General features: G+C 44.2%; 18 protein-coding genes. 4 read left to right on the forward strand and 14 right to left on the reverse strand.

Annotated elements, in window-relative coordinates; genetic code table 11:
• Nucleotides 1–2 precede the first annotated feature (2 nt).
• From B4A24_RS14605 to B4A24_RS14620, 4 genes are all read right to left on the reverse strand, one after another.
• Nucleotides 3–917: a hypothetical protein gene (locus tag B4A24_RS14605; protein WP_293945866.1), complete on the reverse strand. Its 915-nt coding sequence runs from the start codon at nt 915–917 to the stop codon at nt 3–5.
• Nucleotides 918–980: 63 nt separating this feature from the next.
• Nucleotides 981–1,763: an NAD(+) synthase gene (nadE, locus tag B4A24_RS14610; RefSeq protein ID WP_293945867.1), complete on the reverse strand. Its 783-nt coding sequence runs from the start codon at nt 1,761–1,763 to the stop codon at nt 981–983.
• Entirely contained in the window at nt 1,753–3,249 is a 1,497-nt protein-coding gene (locus B4A24_RS14615) for a nicotinate phosphoribosyltransferase (protein WP_293945868.1), read from the reverse strand. Before B4A24_RS14615 ends, nadE begins: the two co-directional genes overlap by 11 nt.
• Nucleotides 3,250–3,253: 4 nt before the next feature.
• Nucleotides 3,254–4,063: a phosphoribosyltransferase family protein gene (locus tag B4A24_RS14620; protein ID WP_293945869.1), complete on the reverse strand. Its 810-nt coding sequence runs from the start codon at nt 4,061–4,063 to the stop codon at nt 3,254–3,256.
• 399 nt (nt 4,064–4,462) lie between these two features.
• Here B4A24_RS14620 and B4A24_RS14625 point away from each other — a divergent pair, with 399 nt between their 5' ends.
• From B4A24_RS14625 to B4A24_RS14635, 3 genes are all read left to right on the forward strand, one after another.
• Nucleotides 4,463–4,957 carry a hypothetical protein gene (locus B4A24_RS14625; RefSeq protein WP_293945870.1) on the forward strand — a complete coding sequence of 165 codons (495 nt, stop codon included), beginning with the start codon at nt 4,463–4,465 and terminating at the stop codon, nt 4,955–4,957.
• Nucleotides 4,950–5,213, forward strand: coding sequence for a hypothetical protein (locus B4A24_RS14630; RefSeq protein WP_293945871.1), 264 nt, complete (start codon nt 4,950–4,952; stop codon nt 5,211–5,213). The genes B4A24_RS14625 and B4A24_RS14630 overlap by 8 nt, the downstream gene beginning before the upstream one ends.
• 139 nt (nt 5,214–5,352) lie before the next feature.
• The gene (locus B4A24_RS14635; protein WP_293945872.1) at nt 5,353–6,030 is read left to right on the forward strand and encodes a YiiX family permuted papain-like enzyme; all 678 of its coding nucleotides are present in this window, start codon (nt 5,353–5,355) and stop codon (nt 6,028–6,030) included.
• 28 nt (nt 6,031–6,058) lie between these two features.
• On the opposite strand, the gene B4A24_RS14640 is transcribed toward B4A24_RS14635, so the two are convergent.
• The 7 genes from B4A24_RS14640 to B4A24_RS14670 all read right to left on the reverse strand — a co-directional run bounded on the left by B4A24_RS14640 (nt 6,059) and on the right by B4A24_RS14670 (nt 14,555).
• Complete coding sequence (locus B4A24_RS14640; protein ID WP_293945873.1) at nt 6,059–7,051, reverse strand: Gfo/Idh/MocA family oxidoreductase; 993 nt, start codon at nt 7,049–7,051, stop codon at nt 6,059–6,061.
• A complete protein-coding gene (locus B4A24_RS14645; RefSeq protein WP_293945874.1) occupies nt 7,044–8,255 on the reverse strand; it encodes a M20 metallopeptidase family protein in 1,212 nt (403 codons plus the stop codon). The genes B4A24_RS14640 and B4A24_RS14645 overlap by 8 nt, the downstream gene beginning before the upstream one ends.
• Nucleotides 8,256–8,320: 65 nt before the next feature.
• Nucleotides 8,321–9,886, reverse strand: a complete 1,566-nt coding sequence (locus B4A24_RS14650) for an SLC5 family protein (protein ID WP_293945875.1) — start codon at nt 9,884–9,886, stop codon at nt 8,321–8,323.
• The gene (locus tag B4A24_RS14655) at nt 9,867–11,258 is read right to left on the reverse strand and encodes a hypothetical protein (protein ID WP_293945876.1); all 1,392 of its coding nucleotides are present in this window, start codon (nt 11,256–11,258) and stop codon (nt 9,867–9,869) included. The genes B4A24_RS14650 and B4A24_RS14655 overlap by 20 nt, the downstream gene beginning before the upstream one ends.
• 3 nt (nt 11,259–11,261) lie before the next feature.
• Complete coding sequence (locus B4A24_RS14660; protein WP_293945877.1) at nt 11,262–12,032, reverse strand: SDR family NAD(P)-dependent oxidoreductase; 771 nt, start codon at nt 12,030–12,032, stop codon at nt 11,262–11,264.
• Between the two features lie 13 nt (nt 12,033–12,045).
• The gene (gene dgoD, locus B4A24_RS14665; RefSeq protein WP_293945878.1) at nt 12,046–13,224 is read right to left on the reverse strand and encodes a galactonate dehydratase; all 1,179 of its coding nucleotides are present in this window, start codon (nt 13,222–13,224) and stop codon (nt 12,046–12,048) included.
• Between the two features lie 8 nt (nt 13,225–13,232).
• A complete protein-coding gene (locus tag B4A24_RS14670; protein WP_293945879.1) occupies nt 13,233–14,555 on the reverse strand; it encodes an aspartate aminotransferase family protein in 1,323 nt (440 codons plus the stop codon).
• 159 nt (nt 14,556–14,714) lie between these two features.
• Between B4A24_RS14670 and B4A24_RS14675 the strand changes: the two genes are divergently transcribed.
• Nucleotides 14,715–15,512, forward strand: a complete 798-nt coding sequence (locus tag B4A24_RS14675; protein WP_293945880.1) for an SMP-30/gluconolactonase/LRE family protein — start codon at nt 14,715–14,717, stop codon at nt 15,510–15,512.
• A 38-nt stretch (nt 15,513–15,550) separates the two neighbouring features.
• On the opposite strand, the gene B4A24_RS14680 is transcribed toward B4A24_RS14675, so the two are convergent.
• From B4A24_RS14680 to B4A24_RS14690, 3 genes are all read right to left on the reverse strand, one after another.
• Nucleotides 15,551–16,189, reverse strand: coding sequence for a GntR family transcriptional regulator (locus tag B4A24_RS14680; RefSeq protein ID WP_121123730.1), 639 nt, complete (start codon nt 16,187–16,189; stop codon nt 15,551–15,553).
• Nucleotides 16,190–16,259: 70 nt separating this feature from the next.
• Nucleotides 16,260–18,983, reverse strand: coding sequence for a hypothetical protein (locus B4A24_RS14685; RefSeq protein WP_293945881.1), 2,724 nt, complete (start codon nt 18,981–18,983; stop codon nt 16,260–16,262).
• Nucleotides 18,984–19,038: 55 nt separating this feature from the next.
• A complete protein-coding gene (locus tag B4A24_RS14690) occupies nt 19,039–20,655 on the reverse strand; it encodes a RagB/SusD family nutrient uptake outer membrane protein (protein ID WP_293945882.1) in 1,617 nt (538 codons plus the stop codon).
• Nucleotides 20,656–20,663: the final 8 nt, after the last annotated feature.

The raw sequence follows: 20,663 nt of genomic DNA on the forward strand, positions 1-20,663 counted from the left end.
TGTTATAAAATTACGTCGGTGGACTTTTTGATCTGTATGCCGTATTTTTCACGCAGTGATTCAAAAGCCTGCAGTGTAGACTCTTCGAAACCAGCAATAGGTGACATACAGTCGATCAGTAGGGTAATGCGGGACGTAATCGTTTTATCCTCCCCAAAATATTCCACTATCTGCATTGCAGATGCCAATACACAGTGACTTGATGCCTGTCCGGCAATATAAATGGCATCGTAGGCCTGTATAGCCTCGAGCACGGCATTATTGACAAATTTATTGTCGTCGTATTCAGCTTTAATGATACCGTACATTTCTGTGTAGGGATCCTGTCCTTTATAGACCAATATGGGTTTGACTTGACGTACAGCGCTGTGAAAATAGAGCATATTGGTAAATTGACTTTCCAATTGCGCCCCCGAGCTGCCCTCTAAACAATGATAGGGCCAGATGCAAAGCTCTTTTTTCCCTTCGGCCTCTAAATTTTTAAGATAAGCTAGAGATTGTTCAGCTGTGTCCGCATTAGCGACAGTCCAGGTTCCAGCCATAAGATCCCCGTGACGGATGACCGTAAAAGGTTTGGGCTGATTTCCTTGCTTATCCACCCACCAGTCTGCATGGAAAATCTGCAGCAGTGAATGACAGTCAAGGCTGCACATGACCTGCGTCAAAGAAGCCATATTGTTGTATATCCATTGGGTCAGCCGTTGTACATCAGCACGCGAACCAGCTACTGGTAGACTGCCAATGGATTCCATAAAATCGTTTTGTACATCAATCGCCAAAAGCAGCGTACGCTTTTTATCCGATGCAACAGGCAGGATTTGCTCCTGCCCTGCCAATGACAGTATGGACGGAATATGATCCCTTTTTTCGGATGCGATCTCTCTTACATCAACGATCTGTTCATATCTTGTTTTCATCTTCAATAATTATGTATTGTGTGTGTCCTAAACCTAACCTTTTCCTATCAGCTCTACTTTTTACTAGCCTTTGAAAGTTGGAATCGCAGCAAACTTATGAGCAGACTGTTGTTGACGTCTACGGATCAGTTCATCTATCGTTGAATCGCCGGATGTTCCGGTCAGAATAAATCCGTCAATCTGTGCATAGCTCATGCCCAATTCTTCTTCATCTGTCTGTCCTTCCCATAGACCTGCTGAAGGACTCTTATATTGAATGGATTCGGGGACACCTAGGTATTTTGCCAGTGTATATACTTCCTGCTTGGTCACCATGGCCAAGGGATTAAGATCATAAGCGCCATCTCCCCATTTGGTAAAGTAACCTACGGTCGCTTCGGCCATATTGCCGGTACCGATCACAAAACGGCTTCCCAATTGTGCAAATTGATAGAGGTAAGTCATGCGGACCCGAGGCCGGATATTGGCTAAGCTCAAGACACGGTTGGATTCGCTTGAAGCAGTAATATAAGCTTCGTTATTGATCGTCAACGCATCCACCGCTGGCTTGATATCAAAGATATGGTACGGGAAATCAAATTTTTCAATAAGCTCCATACCATGCGCATGGCTTTTACTATTGTTCATGTCACTACCGTAGGGCATCATGACCAAATGGACATCTACTTTTGCTAAATGGCATAGGCAAGCAACCACACTACAATCAATCCCACCGCTCATGCCAAGTACCAAACCTTGACGGTTTGCCCCATTCACTTGTCCCGCAATCCATGATGCCATTTGTTGTGCATACTGTTCAACGTTTTCATCATTGATGAAAAACGGTTTTCTTAGGTTATTTTCCATATACTCTTATTGATTCTGTTTGTAATCTATTTCTTATTTCCTTAAAACTAGCCGTACTGACAAAGGTCCCATTCACAAAACATTCTTTGAGCAAATTGCTATCATTCAATTGTTCGATAGTCGTTGGATTGAGATCGTCTATCAAGCGAAAATCATTGTTTTCAAATACAACGGCAACCATGCCCTTTTGGGATTTTTTAAAATTACCGGTATCTGTGGCCGGTCTTTTTTGAATAGCTTTAAACTGACCGTCAACGATTTCGGCCGTTCCCTTTAAAGCGAAGCCAAAGGTATCTCTTGTAACATACTGATAGGTATAGGATCCTATTCCAAGTATTGTGTTGGTCGAGGCAAAGCCTTTCGCCATCAAACCTTCACAGATCTTAGTTGCCCGTTCCACGGTGATGGAATCGCCATACACAACGCCAATATGTGGATCAAGTTCTTTGAAGCCTTTCGCATTGACCGTCCCGCCAAAGAGTTCAAATAAACGTTCGACAATCCCTTTTTGAACTGTTTCGTGGTCAGCCTCCGGATCACCACAAATAATCTTAACAGGATCGCCACTATCCGGCCGAATGACAACTTTACCTTCCCGTCCCATGATCAAATCTTTCAGTTGTGGCAATACATGATCCACAACATGCCATAGGTCATAGGTATCGGACACAATAGAAATGTTTCCGCTGGGATAAACCTCTGAAATCAAATGCCGAAAAGCTTCAACCTCCTGTTCACCGTAAGAACACATCACACTATGCTCTGTTGAAGGCGTGTACATCATGATATCACCTGTGGCGTCGTAATAGGTCTTTAGGTAATCCCGAACTGAGAGTGTTGCCGAAACACCGAAACTCAGTAAATGCCCGCCGGCATTGCGATAAGCCGTTTCAGGCGATCCCATACCGCGCATAGAGAAGTCTCCAGCTTGGGTGAATACTTTATTGACATCGCCCGTTTTTTCAGCAAAACCTGTCAACAATCTCTTGTATTGATCGGCGATAGTTGCAGCGGTCATTGGTGACCAGATATAAGCGGAGAGTTGCGTTTCAAGATAACCTGGCAACCAGAAGAAATCTGGATGGGTATTCTCGATCGTAAACATAGGCACCCCTATCGGCACGAGACACCCCTCTTTCAAGGCTTTCACCTTAATCGGAAGATAACCCAAACGATGTAAAGCGCGTATGTGTTGTGACTGATGTGTGCTGGCAAAATTGCTATTGGTCATCGCAAACACTTCACGAATGGCTTCTTCATACTGCGCAACAACTGTATCTTCAGGTTGGGCGAAAAAATATTCATCGAAAGAATTACTGATCTCCGCCAGAGCACCCTGCAATCCAAAGAAGGCAACATGGCTTATTCCTGCGATCCGAGACATCCGGGGAGTCCAGGTCTCGTATACCCATTCTGTATGTGCTGGATATTGATCCTTATGACACAGTTTGTAACCGTCCGTCCAGAGAATCGGATTTTTGCTCATTGCGCTAAACATAGCTTTCAGTTGTTAAGTTGATATAATTTAATTTCGGATGCGTGGTATTCATCATAGAATCTGTGGTGAAAACAAGGTCGATCGGTGAATCTTCCTCCAACAAAGTACCTTTGAAAATCCTTGGCTCACAATGTGCCACCAACAGGTAGATTTCACTTGCCCCCATCTCCTTTAGAATTTTTCCCGCCCAGAGAAATGTTCCGCCTGCAGAACATAAATCATCGACAATAAGGCATTTGGCACCTTTTGCGATATTGCCCGCTTTTAATTCCATCGCTTCGATACGTCCCGTTTGTGGATTGCGTTGCTTTTCAAAGACACAGGCATCTTGATAACCACTATTTAAATAGCGTGCTGCCGCCCCCTTATCCGGAAATACAATTCGGTCATTATCTGAAAATTCTAGTTTTTCCATCAGTTTCGGCAACCAATCTAGCGCAGGATAAATCGCTACACTATTTTCTAGTAATATGAGGGTTGTTTCGGAATGTGGCTCTACAACATATACTTTATCAAACTGTAAACTATTGATAAATGCAGCGACATATTTTAGGGTAAACAGGTCGCCCTCAATTTTACGATCCATACGACTATAGGGCATATAACGAATCCACAATTTACAACTCGCCCCTTCTTCCTCAAGTCGCTTCTTGACAAAAAACAAACGGATCAAATCGCCATCTTCCTGATAGGTAAATTCTAGCAGATTATCCGCTTTGATCAACTGATCGAAATCCTTCACTTTCGTTTCCCCATTCGGAAACTGTTCGGTGATGAGCTGATGTTTATTTAATATAATCATTTTTCTTTTTTTACAATCATTCTTATTGAGTACTTTTTACTCAACAAATATGCGTATTATTTTCACTTTGACAAAATTCATTGAGTATTTTTTACTCAATTAATCAAAATAAAAACACAAAAATCTAAATACCAACACAATAACTTTAACTAAAAACACCATATTTATTAGTGACGCGCAATAAAAAATCACAGTTTTACCTGCTGTGGCACCTAAACATAAGCAAACAAACTCAAAAATCCACTTGAAAATAAGAAACACAAAACGACCAAGAGGCCGTATAAAATTAGCTGAATATAGGGATAGTATCTTTCGTTGAAAACCGGATCTTTGTCCTTAAGACAAACAGTCAAGCGAATTAATCACAATCGTTGGCTGCCAAAAGAACAGAATATTCGCATGAACAAAGCAAATTTAATCAATAAGGATATTGATGCTATTTTACAAACTGAATATCAAGACATCACGCAGTTGGTCGAAGATTATCAGGACGTTCCGGTCAGTGAGGAAAATCAGGAAGCTTTATATGCCTATAACCTGCTTTACATGAATATTCATTCCTTATCGGAACAGGAATATCTTGATGCGTTCAATCAATTGGGTGAAAAATACCCCAATTACGGTCTAGCAGGAGAAAATGACCATAGCAGAACAATTGCCGAACTAGAGAGGTTGAAACAGGCGTTCAACCAACTATGCTTACAAACCGAGCAAGGGCAATATTTACTTCAACTCAAACTCAAGAATATTGATCTGGACATTCAAGTATATCGAAAACTGATGCAATTGCCGATTACTCCTGTCATTCAAGCAGAAATAGATCTACTGGAATCAAACTCCTATAAACTTATAGATGAGATCGAAGCAATTTTAACACAATATGTTGATGAATAAGTTGTACTTCATTCGAACATCACTCTTGCGAGCATCAACATATGTATGCTATTTGTTCATTAGTCTAAGCGCACTCCTATTGCCACAGGAGACTTGGGCGACTTCTTCTGATCAACTCCAACAGCAACCGTTCAGTCCCTATTCGATCAGTGACGATAGCTATTTACATTATAATCTACAGGTAAACGATAGCAGCTATCTTGCTATGGCACTGAATCTGCACAAGCTGTTCCCGGGCACGAATGTGGAGTCATAACATACTAATAATCGCTTAAATAACGTTATCAAATCATTACCAGGCAAGTAAATCCGTAAATTAAGCCGGTACGTTTTACGGCTTGTTGGAATAAACACTTATTGGAGTTTTAATCATGCCATCTTAAAGCATTACAATCATGAAAAAAATAGCTGTATTTGTCCTATTAATCATTTGCACGCTGCTGATCGGGCGATTTTATTTCCAGATTAACGCACCGAAAGCTCAAAATGGATCATTAGATAAAAAAGTTAAAAGTAGCACGATGCTACCCCTGTTAAAAGATGGAGATATGATCTTTCAGTCATCCATCTCACCTCAATGTAAAGCTGTACAACTAGCCACGGGTTCTCCTTACTCTCACTGTGGTCTTATTTTTCACGAGGATGGAAAACCTTATGTACTGGAGGCTATTCAACCAGTGACGGTAACAGGCTTGACAGACTGGATCGCTAGAGGAAAAAACAAACATTATGTCATCAAACGGCTTAAAGAAGCAGACAAAGTACTATCGGCGGAGGTTTTAGCCAAAATGAAGAGAATCGGTGAGGGATTTTTGGATAAAAACTACGATGCTACATTCGAATGGTCGGACAATAGAATTTATTGTTCGGAACTGATCTGGAAAATCTACCAGCGGGGGGCCGGAATTGAAGTAGGCAAACTGGAAAAACTCAAAGATTTTGATCTCAGTAGCACCGAGGTTAAAAGCAAACTCAAAGAACGTTACGGCAATCAGATCCCTTTGGAGGAAACAGTAATTTCACCTGCATCTATTTTCAATAGTGAGCTTTTGACAACGATAGCCAGCAACTAAACAAGCCTTACACAACATCGTCGCCGAGCTAGTTTAGCTTCTGTAATTTAACGGGTGTACCACCATTCAATTTACTCTGTTCTGCAGCGTCAATAAAAGCACAAATTGCTAAGGTTTCCCGCTCATCCACCGGACTTTGCCCAGTTTGAAAAAAAGGAAGTATACGATCCAGCAAGGGACCATAACCCATAAATTGCCCCAGATGAACAATCTGGTCTTTCAGAAAGACTGTGCCACCAAAATCATCCTTTCCTTCCCGAATACCGCGAACCGAGGCAATACGGCCATCATCCCATTGACCAATGTACATGGAAGTCCCCCTTTCTTGTACCGTTCGCACCGTTATACAGTCCGGTCCCATTAAAGCAAACAACATTTCCACCGCATGAATTCCGTACCAATACAGATCCTTGTGCGACGGATCCGTGACAGCGGGACTATAGACATCAGCTCCAACAACTTTACTTTTATCAAGCTCCTGCAGGCCAACAATGTAACGTAATGAACTGGAGGAAAAAACAGGGCAACCGCACTTCCGGGCTGCTTCAAATATTTTTAGGGCATCGGTATACGAATTGGCTATAGGCTTATCGATAAACAAGGGTTTTCGAGCTCCGAGGACCTCAAGAGCCTGTTGTAAATGCAGGTTTCCATCATTCGTCTCCAAAAATACATAATCCACTTGTTTGAGTAACTGAGCAATACTGGAAACAACTGAGACGCCATATTGCTGAATTTCGGTCGTGATCTTGGGAATACGCTCCGCGCTAAGCGCGATTGTTTTACTGCCATAAGGATAAGCCGCAACAACCGAAAATTGCCCATATAAACTATTGGCACTGGCCGTATTGATCGCTTTTGTAAAAGCAATGGAATGCGTACTGTCCAAACCGATAATACCGATTTTTTTCTTCTTCGTCTTTGGTAACAGCAGGTTGAGTCTTTCCTCCGAAAAATCCGCTCTTGTGTGAAAAGAAAGCCCCAACGGCAATAATGAAAGTAAGAAATGCTTTCTATCCATTGGACTCATTCAACAAGGAAACAGCACTATTCACCAAAGCCGAAATCGCCGTCTTAAATGCTTTTTCATCAAGATTGAACTGTGGATTGTGAAGCCCATATTGGGTATTGATGCTGTCATTATTCGTGCCCACCAACATAAATAAAGCGGGGTACCGGTATGAATAATAAGCAAAATCTTCTGCTGCCATCCAGATTTCCAAATCTTGCACGACTTCATTTCCCATGCTTCTTTGTAGGATATTTTTTACTTGCTGGGTCAATTTGGGATCATTGTTCAATGCAGGATAACCATGCCGCACTTCCACATTTACTGTCGCTCCCAAGGCCTCGGGCAATGTCCGTGCAATTGTTGCAACGGTCTCCAACGCCTCCTTGCGCCAGGTTTCATTCATCGTACGAAAGGTACCAGCCAACTTCACCTCCTCGGGAATGACATTCGCCGCACCATCGCCGATAAAACGGCCAAAAGTCAATACAGATGGGATATCAGGGTTTGCCTTACGACTGACCAGCTGCTGTAAAGTGGTCAGCAACTGAGCGGCAATCATAATTGGGTCAACGGCACGATGTGGCTCGGCCGCATGACCGCCACGTCCTTTAATGGTAAAATAAAACTCATCGCTTGAAGCCATAAAGCGCCCCGGGCGTAAGCCTATTTTCCCTAAAGGTACACGTGGACTGACGTGCAAACCCAAAACAGCTTTAATCTTTCCACCGAAAGACTCCAAGATACCAGACTGCAAGATCTGGATCGCACCTCCGGGAATCTTTTCTTCCGCAGGCTGAAACAAGAGCACAATTTTTCCTGAAAACTCGGTTTTATATCCCTTTAAAACAGTGGCGACACCCAATAGATTTGCCGTATGAAAATCGTGACCACAAGCGTGCATAACACCTTCATTTGTGGACTTGTATAGCACATCATTCTGCTCGTGAATAGGTAATGCATCAATATCAGCCCTCAAAACCACGATATCGTCACTTAAGGACTTTTCGCCCTCAAGCACGGCAACCACACCTGTATTGGCAACAACTTTAAACGGAATATCGAGCCGGGTCAACTTCTCCCGGATATATGCACTCGTCTCATATTCCTGAAAAGACAGCTCAGGGTGCTGATGGATATGCCGGCGGATCGCAACAATCTCCGGGAAAATAGCTTCAATTTCAGCGTCTAATTCTTTCAACATAGCATTCTTCATCGATGTATTGGTAAAAAGATATTTCAATTACGATACTTTCATAAGGAATCGTCCAACAAGTTAAGTTAAAAATAGCGCACATAAAAATACAGCACCATCACTGTAATAATGATCCACCAGAGGGTTGGATTCCGAAAGCCACGGTAAGAAGCTCGATCCCCTTCGGGCATCTGAAACGAATCGCGTGTCAATATCAGGTTTTTCAAACGCGCTTCCGGAACGGCCGGTGTACATAAACTGACCAGTACACAGGCGATCATGCAGGTCCAGAACACAATACCGGTTCTGTTAAAAAATGGCATGTCAGGAAGTAAATACTCCAAGAGCAACGAAAGTGGAATGGTCAATAAGCCAGCCGTTAATGCGCCCTGTGCCGTAGTCCGCTTCCAAAAGACCCCCATCAGAAACATGGTAGCTATACCCGGTGTAAATAAACCATACAGATTCATCAGGTAGAGAAATACAGGTTTGTCGGAATAACTAATCAATACGACAGCACTCATAATACCAAGTACAATGATGACGACTCCTGCACGTTTACCAAAACGGATCGCTTGATCATCAGTGGCGTTCTTATTGATGTATTGGCTGTAAATATCTACTGTGAGTATAGTTGTACAGGAATTTATAGCGCCTGAAATATGGGACATAATCGCAGAGATGAGACCAGCCATGACCAGACCGATCAGCCCTTTAGGCAACAGTGTTTCCACGAGCGTTGCAAATAACAGATCCGGCTGATCCAAATGCGGTAAAAATTTGGGTGCTACCAAAGCGGGGACGGTTATGATCAGCGGCACCAGAAATTTGAGGTAATCACCGAAAATAACCCCCATACGGCCATGCCATTCATTTTTTGCTGCCAATACACGCTGAACAATAAATTGATTGGTCGCACAGTAGAATACGCTGATACAAAGCAAACCGCCTAGATACATTGTCCAGGGAAAGTCGGGATCAGACGCCGGATAGAACATCTTCCAGTCTTTGGATGATTCCACGACGGACTGAAATCCGCCCGCCGCATTAATGGTAGCGAAAGTCAGGACGATACCGCCGAGCACCAGGATAACTAGCTGTACCATTTCGGTCCAGATAACGGCTTTCAGCCCTCCTAATACGGTATACAAGCCCGTCAAAATCGCCATCCCAAAAATACTATACAAAATGGGAATACCAAATAAAGCATGTAAGGAGAGTCCGCCCAGATAGAGCACCGCACCGATCTCCACAAATACATAGGTAAATAAAATCAAGATTGCATAGAGTACCCGTGTGGCATTTCCATATCTTTTTTCAAGATATTCTGGAATTGTATAAAAACCATTGCGGATGTAGAAAGGCAGAAATATCCAAAGCAGCGCATTAAAACCGATCAATATGGCACCCCATTCCAAAGTGATGGCCACAAACCCTCGGCTATAGGCCGCTCCCATGGCGCCGACAAGATGATGGCTACTGATATTTGCGGCAATAATACTCCCTCCGATCATCCACCAGGGCAACTTATCACCAGCCAAAAAATAGTCCCGTTTGGACGAAGAACTTTTTTTCGAAGCATATAATCCCAATACGACGATACCGACTATGTATACCGCAAAAATAATGACATCAATCCAATCTAGTTTCATCGGTCAGTAATGTTTGAATTCCTAATTTCGTTTGTTCAATAAGTATCTCGAGGCTACCCCGTTCGTAAGGACTCTGCCATACGGCATAGATATCTTTATCATAGAGCTGCGCTGGCGCGAGGTAGCCCACATAACCATTGGCGATATTGATAAAGACAATGGTATGATTGGGAAATTCGGCCCGTATAATTGACTGGTAACAAGAGTATGCTTCATTGGCCTGAGCCACCAAAATCGCGTCCCCCATTTTCCAGAGCCATACCGGAATGTTTGCTTCGCGCTGATCGGCAATGGTTTTGCGGGTATTGTATTTTCGCCAAAGGCGGTCTTTTATAACCCGATCCGAACAGCTTTCGTACTCCTCGAAAATAGACTCAAGGCTCGGTAAGTTTTTGTAGGGTACTTGAACCGTATGCACAAGTTGCTTAAATTCAGTCGATAGCACCTGTTTTTGAAAACTCCAACAAGCTAAAGGTGCTCCCGAAATTAACGCTTTGTCAAACGCCCAACGCTGAGCTGCATGATCCTCCTGAGCCAACGTTGCAAGCACCGCATAGCCCAACTGTCGACCATTGGCTTCGACCAAAGCAGGATCTTTGACATATTGACGCTTGGGAGCCAGATCACCTGATGCGCCCTGTAGGAACAAACAGGGAACTTTCACGACCGCTTCCACCGTATGCCGCATTTCACCTATAAAATCCGGAGAAAGCAGTTCATTTTCGTGGGCAAAGCTCGTCGGATGACAGGCATAATTGCAGATCAACGCTTTCAATTTTTCGGTGTTATCGTATACACGTCCGAGCAATAAGGTATGATCAGCTTCTTTTATAGGATTAAACCCGATGAGGTATTCGCCATTAAGTTCCAGATCCCGATTACAGGCCAGATCACATACCCCATAACTCCAATGTAAACTTCCTTCGAACAATTCATCCTTTGCCCGCTGGATACAGCTGATCGCCTGCGCTTTTAAGAATTCCAGATACGGTGGAATCAACTCACCTCCGGGTTGATGTATATCCGTAGAACAGATACTGGGGCCAGCATGCGTATGTGAAAGTGTAAAGACCAGCTGTGATGCTGTCAGATTGAAATGATCAAGCAATGCAAAACGCAATGTCCGTTCGTCTTCCGCATTTTTCCACCAGCCCAGATCGGCTGTCAATATAATGGCAGGTGGAGAATCAATAGGCGCCATATAGAGACAATGCATCAGCAAGGGTTGGTGCACACCAACAGCCCGATCAGCAGTAGCAGCCCCCCAATTGCGTGAGTAGATCCCTAAGGTAGGTGTAATATCGCATTGGGCAAGTCCAATTTTGGCCTGTAAACCACCTGTTGTTTCTTTTCTTGGATCCTTTTGTTCCATGATCTAAGGTCTAATTAATGAGAGTCCCCCATCCAGTACGATACTTGTCCCCGTCATCTGTCTACAATTGTCGGAGCATATCCAAAGTACCTGTTTGGCGATTTCCTCCGCTTCGAGGATATCCCCCAGCGGCACTACCGCGGCAGCCTTTTTTTGAAGCGCGGCATCCTTGGACCAAACCACTTTACTCAACCCCGCGTTGACATAACCGGGTGCAATTTCGTTGACACGGATTCCATCAACAGCATATTCGAGCGCCATGGCTTGACAAAGCATCCGTAAGCCAGCTTTGGAAACACTGTATGCGGGCAGGTTCTGATGCACGGCATGCCCTGCCCAACTACCCAAAAAGACAATATTCCCGCGAACACCAGTAGCAACAAATGATTTCGCACAGGCGTTGGCCAGAAAAAAAGCACCGTCCAGATTGACCGCCATTTCATTTTTCCATGCCGCATTGCTGAGCTCCCGAAAATTTTGAATCGTGACACAGGCCGCATTGGCAATACAGATCGCTATTGTTCCGAGCTCCCGCTGTATACGATCAACCCAAGCCTCTACCTGATCAGCATCTGAGACATCAACCTGATCGTAAAATAAGTTGGCCTGAGATTCATCGAGCAAAGGCCAGCGTTCTTTCGCGAGCGCTGGCACAAAACGATCCGCAATACAGACAATTGCCTCAGCCGTCAGGAAAGCCTCGGCTATTGCCCTGCCAATATCACCAAGTCCACCACTGATCAAAACTACTTTGTTTTTATATTCTGCTCTCATATCTACTTAAAATCTACCAGTCACCAACACTGCCATCTTTGTAAAATGTACGCTGTAAAATTTCCTGTTGGAACGGGTGTTTTTTCACTTCTTCTTCATTGATTTCAATCCCCAAACCGGCGCGTGTATTCGGGAGGACAATGCGGCCTTTTTCTTGCACCGTAAATCCTTCACTGACGACATCTTGCCGCCATTCAACATCTTTGTGAACACTTTCACAGATAATGTACGAAGGTGTTGCGAAGCCCAACTCGATAGAGGCAGCTGTGCTCACAGGTCCCTGTGGATTATGCGGCGCCATGGATACGCGATAAGCATCCGCCAAAGCAGCTATTTTGCGGGCTTCAGATAATCCACCGCAATGTGTAATATCAGGCTGAATAACACTTACCGCACGTTTTTCAAGCATCTCTCGAAAAGCATGCACACCGATCAGGCGTTCGCCGGAAGCGATAGGTGTCGCTACTGCCCGTTGGATCAGGGCAATATCCTCCATGGTTTCGGGCCAGCATGGCTCCTCAAAAAAGTACAGACCATAAGGTTCCAGCGCTTTTGCAAATTGCATTCCCATGCGTGGACTAGGACGTGCATGACAATCTACCATAATATCGATATCATCACCTACGGCATCGCGCATTGCCTTTACACAGGCTTCAGCATATTTAATCGGGCGAAGCCCTTCCAAGGGCATCGTTTCCGGAACAGCCATGGATTTAAAAGCCGTAAAACCTTCATCAACAGCTTTCAAGGCAAGATCGCCAAACCGTTTAGCGTCATCCGGTGCTGTTTCGTAAAAATCTTCCATTCGGCCACCCCCCAAATGACAATATAGGCGGATATAATCCCGTACACGGCCACCCCACAATTCATGACAGGGCACGTTATGAATTTTACCTAAAATATCCCATAGGGCGATATCAATACCACTGATCGCCGTTCCGCGGACAATTCCGTTCCCATGCCAAAAATGCTGGCGGTACATCATCTGCCACAAATATTCAATGCGGCGTGGATCCTCGCCAACCAACAGCTGAGAAATATCTTTAATTGCACCAACGACACTTTGTGTATGCCACTCCAACGTCGCCTCACCCCAGCCCCAAAGTCCGGGCTGATCGGTTACAACTTTAACAAAAATCCAATTTCGCATGCGCGCATGGCATACAAAGGTTTCGATAGCGGTTATTTTCATAGTCAGGGTTACAAAGTTTTTATTACACGTGCTGTCGCTTCTAAGGTCCGGTCGATATCATCTTCCGTATGCGCAAAGGAAATGCTTCCCTGCTTAATTGCAGCTGGGAAATTAAAGATTCCTTCTTTTATGAGATTTTTGCGGTAGCGGATATCCAATTCGAAATCATGATTATCCAGAATATCGTGAAAATTAAGCGGCGCATGATCCATAAAGTAAGTACAGAAGGCCGAGCCTTGACGAGCGACAAAAAATGGTATGCCTAATTTAGGAAATATTTCCTGATATCCCTGTTCCAAACGTGCGCCCAAACGTTCAACATGCTTATAGACTTGGTGTTCAGGACTAGAAAGTTTCTTCAATGTTGCAATTGCCGCAGCCGTAGTCAACGGAAAAGCATTGAATGTTCCCGCAATCATGACCCGCTTGGCTTTATCTGGATCAACAAAATAATCCATATACTTTTTCTTTCCCGCTATTACGCCCAAAGGATAACCATTCGCTACCGCCTTTCCAAAGGTGGAAAGATCTGGCTGAACACCACAAATGGATTGATAACCACCTAAAGCATGTCTAAATCCGGTCTTTACCTCATCAAAGATCAACAAGAACCCCTGCTCATCTGCAAGCTTACGAAGTCCTTCCAAGTATCCCGGTTGCGGCTTAACGATACCGACATTCTGTAAAATAGGTTCCAATAAAATACAGGCTACCGAATACTTCTGAAGCACATAGCGAACACTATCCAGATCATTGTAATTGATGACATGTACCAGATCACTATGGTTTTTGGGAACCCCGGCACTCAGTGAGTCAAATGGGTATTCACCGGGACTTTGATAAGATCCGATATCAGCTTTTTGACTGATTACATTGCAGGCCACATCATTATGCCAACCATTGTATCCGCCCTGCATGACGATGATATGATCGCGTCCCGTTACCGCACGGGCGATCCGGATCGCATGATAAGTGGCCTCGGATCCCGTTGTCGTGATCTGCACGCTCTCGGCATTGGGCACCGATGCACAAAACAGTTCCGCAAACTCCCCTTCCAATAAAGTGGGCCCTGCTCCCATCAGCACCTGTTGTTCCTGAAGCGTCTTCAATACCGCAGCGTTGACATCTGGATCATTATGACCAAGAAAGGAAGCGGCAAATCCAGCCTGATAATCGATATAACTATTTCCGTCGATATCCTCCACATGGCTACCATTTCCCTTAACGAAGCAGATATTGGGATCCGACTTTCTGTTCAACGATACCACACCTCCTGGTATCCATTTTGCATTCTCGCGCAGTATTGCGGCTGATCTTTCGTTTTCTTGCATGCTTATTAAAAGTTTTGCTTTTATTATTTTTATAATTGGGGTGACTGCTTCGTATCTAATCCGTGATACAGCAATCTTGTATTTAAATACACACTGTTTTATGTATACCAAATTACAATATTTTTGTATACATTTAAAATAAATTTTAAAATAATTCAGATGAACATACTTATTGACGACCTACATTTTCCAGAAGGCCCCGCCTTTGATCATCAAGGCAATATATGGCTGGTAGAAAAAAATGCCGGCAACCTGATCCGCTACCGGGACAACAAGTACGATCGCATACAGGTTGACGGGCATCCCAACGGAATTGCTGTTGCGCCAGACGGAACAATCTGGTTCTGCGATGCTTTACAAAACAGCATTCGTAGGTACAATCCCACCGACAACAGCTGCGATACAATCCTGAATAAGCTGGACAACAAAGTATTAAAAATGCCCAATGACTTATGTTTTGACAGCAAAGGAAACCTGTTATTTACCTGTCCGGGAAGCGAATTGGCAGATGGAACGGGCTATATCTGCTGCCTACGAACCAATGGTATAGCGCATGCCGTCCATCAGAACATGTACTACCCGAACGGACTAGCCTTTGCCCCCAACAGCAGCAAATTATATATTGCTGAAACAGGCAGTAAATGGATCTGGAAAATGAACTGGAATGCCTTATCATGCCAAATGGATTCCATTGAAAAATTTGCACTTGCAGGTGGACAGATCGGACCCGATGGGATCGCATTTGATGAGGAAGGCAATTTATTTGTTGCCATATATGGCTCATCGCATATCTTAGTGCTGGATCAAAGCGGTACAGCCACTAAAAAAATTCAAACATCAGGAAAAAACCCAACCAATTGTGCACTAGACCCATCGGGAGCGATAGGATTGATTATTACAGAAGCAGAAAAGGGTCAATTGCTTCAATTGAGTCACACTAAAAAGGGGATACTATAGTCTATATCCCCTTCTATTTCGTATATTCCGGCAGAACTTTACACAAGCTCCAAAGCCTCTTGCTCGCCTCGATCGAGGTGATGCACCAAAGTCTCATAAGCCTTGTTCCAATCATTCGCTTTTAATGCATCCACAATCGCACGATGCTCTTGCTCGGTATCCAGGTAATCCTCCATCTGCCCAAGAATAGCACCCAATTTCATGTGAAATAAAGGAATATTGCTATTTTTATAAATCGCAATTAGCCTGGAATTGCAAGTACCCTCGATAATACGTTCATGAAAGCGCACATCGGCCTCACAGGCTCCACCATAATACCCTTTGCTGACCATATCCGAAAAGTCATTGCAGATCAATTCCAAATCATCAATCAGTTCTTTATTCTTTTTTGAAAATAAAATCTTTAAAGCACCGACTTCAAGCAATTCACGCAGTTCACGGATATCCCGCACATCCTCGACGGTCATCTTTTTCACAAAGCAACCTCCTTTTTCACCAAATTCCACCAGACTCTCTCCCGCCAAACGCATAAAGGCTTCGCGAACAGCCACTCTGCTTACAGCCAGCTTATCGGCCCAGGCACTTTCGACCAACCGCGCCCCACCAGCGAGCTGGCTTGATAAAATCTTCTTGCGGACTTCCAAATAAACCTTATTGGCAAGCGAATCCTCTTTCATATTGTATACAATTTTCTACAAAAATAAGAATACAAAATCATTTAAAAAATTTAAACAATATATTCCTTTACTAAAACGCCCCTTCACGGGCACCATACTGTCTCCCCGGTGACAAATAGAATAGTTCTGCCTTAGATTTCCAACTGGTCGTATGATTCCCTTTGAGGATATTTATATTAAAGCTACTATTTTTCGATGGATTTTTCACATTCCAGAAACCATCTTTCAAGCCCACGACAATCACTTCGTATTCCTGATCCGCAGGAACAGCGATTTCAACCGCCTTATCGAGATACCAATCGGGTTTCGCAATAACGAGCACACGATCTGCAATCCGAATCAGGTAATAGTCTTCCTTTTCCTCGTAATTCACCGGTAATTTTGCTTCGGCACTTTCCGCCATTTGAAAAACCGTCGCGTAACTCACCTGCGTACTTTTAGCTTTTGGGCTAACCAAAACCCGCGCACCCCTCGCCTCAGGCCAGGGCGATTTCACCTGATACAGGTCCCCAAATACAAAAGCCGTGGAATCACCGGCATAAACTCTCACTTCCCGATCGACCACCGCAGGCTTAAACATATCGACATAGGTCGTCCCGCCCACATTCTTAAACTGACTATTCAAAACAAACCCTGCTTCATTAACGACCGGTTTATTCAGCGTATTTATTTGCCAGTAGGGCTGAAATTCGCTATTATTGGTTTTCAATTCATCCAATAACACAATAGCAGCAGGCACATCTTTCCGTTTCAGATTCAAAAACAGAAAACTCTTTGCGTACGACTTTACTTTAGACGAATAGGCAGCAGTAAGGTCCACATTAAAATAACTGTAAGCAGGTTGGATAGGATCCGCACCAAACGCCGAAGCCCTGATTTCTCCGGTATGGTACCAGGAGTCACCGAGCACCTCCGCTACGGTACGCGGAAAGCGCTGACTAAAGCGTGTCCCACCATCATTAGTTTTGGTCCGGAATAAGAGCGGTTCGGCTGGATCGCGAACCAACAGCATACTGTGCGCCGCAGAGCGCTTATTAAAATTAAAGTCATAAGGTGATCCATAAGAAAGATATAAACCCAGATCCCCCACCTGAATACCGTGATGATAAATCTGCAAGGCACCGGCATCCGCATGTTGATGGTTTCCAAAATGATAACCACCACCTTTTATCTCCGCAACGACCTCCTTACTTGTTTTCTCTTCGCTCCATCCCGTCCGGGCGACCATAGACCCCAAAACAGCCCCAAAATCTTTGGTCAATGGCAGCTTTGAGCGATCGAAATCCGCTTTAAGCTTCGGATCATTTAACAACAGAAACAGCACCGGATTGTCAGGCAAACCACCCTGTTTCAAAAATTCAGCCTTGATCATTGCATTTCCCGAATAGGCATAACAGAGCAACATTGTTTGGGGGTTCTTCCAATAAAAATCATCACTGGAATTATACTTCACATTAAACATATCGCCATCACGCAGCATTTTCCCGTCGGGCGTACGCATGTACAACCAATAATAGGGCATATTCTTGATGTTATCATCAAATACGGGATAACCCAACATACGGTAATACAACCAGGCAGCATGCATTTCCCAGCCAAAGCGATAACCACCATAATCAACCCCCTGGTTGTGCCGTGGGGACTGATATTCGAACTTACGCATCGGCACAAGCTGCTCCAGAACACTATAAGCAACATATTTATAGGGCTCAGGATCTTCATCATATACGGCCAAACTCCAGGACAGCATATCCCGGCAGATCTGCGCTTCGTTACCATGGCCGTTAATAATACTTTCCAGTCCGTAAAATGGCGGCCAGCCCACCTCCATATCCATGACCAATCGCTTAAAATCCTTCCGCATCTGACTTTTAACACCGGCATCCATCAGTGGATAACACCAATCATAGACCAGTGCCCCTGTATAGATCGCACGCCCCAATTCGCGGGTAATATCACCGTGTGTTACATTCCCAAATTCCAGAACTGACAAATAACGCGAGACCAGATCCACAGCTTCCCTGCCAACTCGTTCATCCTGCGTCATAAGGTAGTAAAAAGCTTTCTGCTCAATGATGTGCTCTAGCCCTTCATTGTAAAATATTTCCTGATGTTCATTGGTCGGAAAGGTATAGGGAGCCAAAGCCGAGACTTTCACTTTATTCCATGCCGGACCATTCTCTTCAGATAAAAGCCGCGCCCTGACAACAGGCAAGCTTTCTTTATTCACCCACAACCTTGGCCTTTCTTGCGGCGGCGTAATTTTAGGCTGATAATGTACAGCCTCTAAAGGTGCCACAGGCGGAACATAGGGCCTGATGCGTAAGCCCTGCAACATTAAATTTGCAGGCAGCCAGATTTTTAATTTTTCCGTTGTATTCAGGAGCTCAAATTTTCCAAGCTCCTGATGCCCACCTTTCAGTTTATCATACACGATACGTTTTGTCACCCGCTGTCTACCCAACTGAAAATAGGCGACTTTTGTCAGTAAGCCCGTTTCATCCTCCTGTTTTAACCGCTCCAGATCCCGGGGCCGGGCATCTGACTCCAGCACATACCACCCTGCCTGCGGCACCTTAACCGCAACTTCAATATCTGCCAAACGATCAGGGTAACCTGAAACGGGAACGGTTTTCAACACCAGCCCCCGCTCACCTTTTCCTTTTGGTTTTTCATAAACGACGGTCTTTTTATTTAAGTCACCCCGACTCAAATCAACTAGAATCTCTTTTTGCTGCGCATGGGAGGCCGACGTTGACACCAACACCAAAAACAACGAAAAATATATTTTCATCCAACTCATTACCAATGATACAATATAACTATTTAGCCAACAGGTGGAAGTATTTTTACTCCCAACCTGGATTTTGTGTCAAATTTGGATTCACATCCCTTTCTGCCTGCGGAATAGGCCACAGATAATAATGGTCCGGGAACCCCCGCTGTCTGATCTGCGTCCCGTTAAAATCTGTCATCCAAACTTTATCCACGACATCTTTTGCGATTTTCCATCGTCGAATATCCGAATACCGCTGCCCTTCACCGGCCAGCTCTACCATACGTTCGTGACGTATCTTCTCACGCATCAGTTCCTTACTCAAGCCAGAAGGCAGATCAGGCATTTTAACTCTTTTACGAACCCCATTCACTGCATCATAGACCGTTTGATCAGGCGCACCCAGGGTTTCATTCTTTGCTTCAGCATACATCAAAAGCACATCCGCCAGGCGAATCAACGGAAAGTTTTGCGGCATATTATCCTGAAGCGTATAAACAGAACCTGTCTCCACAAATTTGCGCCATGCATAGCTACCATTTGTCCACACGGGCACATAGGCATTCGGGTCGGTGCTCGCTACTGGAAACTTGTAGAGATAAGTCACGCCACCTCTCCCCACAAAAGTTGACCATGGCACAACAATGGACTGCTGCAAGCGCGGATCGCGTTTTTCAAATAGCTTACGCACTGAAGCCTCGTCTTTCCAATCCTCCGCACTATTGGGGTTAAAAGGCTGCCCTTTTGCATTGGTATAATTCGCAAAATTAAAAGCCGTTCCATCTTCCATATCAAAAGCATTGACAAGCTGAGGTGTGGGTCTTGTCCTTTGGGACCCTGTCGTCGCACCTCGGGCATTACCGTAATTACGGTCGGTCGCTATACCATGCCCCTGCTCAGCAATATATTGCACATCAAAGATCACTTCACTATTGTTATTGCCGGCAACCCGAAACAAAGTATGGAAATCAGCAAGCAACTTGCGGTCACTTTTATCCATCAGCTCCTTAAAATCAGCAGCAGCTTTTGCATATTCCTTCGCCCAAAGATGTGCTTTGCCCCGCATGGCGAGGGCAGCCCATTTGGTCACACGCCCCTTATTTGAAGCATCATAAGTATCCGGCAATGTCTCATAAGCCTCGGTCATGTCTTTAACAATAAACTCGTACACCTCTTTCTCTGTATTCCGGGGCTCATAAGATTCATCCACATTAATAGGAGTTTCATACAAAGGAACTCCACCGAAATAATCCCATAATTTAAAATAAAAATACCCCCGGAAAAACTTAGCTTCGCCAATACTCCGTTTTTTTATAGCGTCACTCATTGCGATAGCAGGAATATTCTTCAGGGCCGTATTTGCACGATACACTCCTTTAAAAAATATTCCCCAGGAGGTGAGGTAAAAACCTGCGTTGGCAGGAAAAACACCCGTTGTCAATCCTGTTGCGAAAGACTGATAGGATATATCGGTAAAATCATCCATCATCCCATAAATCACGATACTATTAGTAAATTCCCTATTGGCATGGTAAAGGGTATTCACCTCCATGACAGCATCTTGCTCAGACTTCCAAAAACTCTCCTCCGAAAGACCGACCAGTGAGTTTCGGTCCAAAAAATCACTACAAGAACTTAGTAGCGCCAATGCAAATGATGCAATTATTATTTTGTTAAATTTCTTAATCATGGCTTTTC

Source organism: Sphingobacterium sp. UBA7249 (assembly GCF_002472835.1).
Classification (GTDB): Bacteria; Bacteroidota; Bacteroidia; order Sphingobacteriales; family Sphingobacteriaceae; genus Sphingobacterium; species Sphingobacterium prati.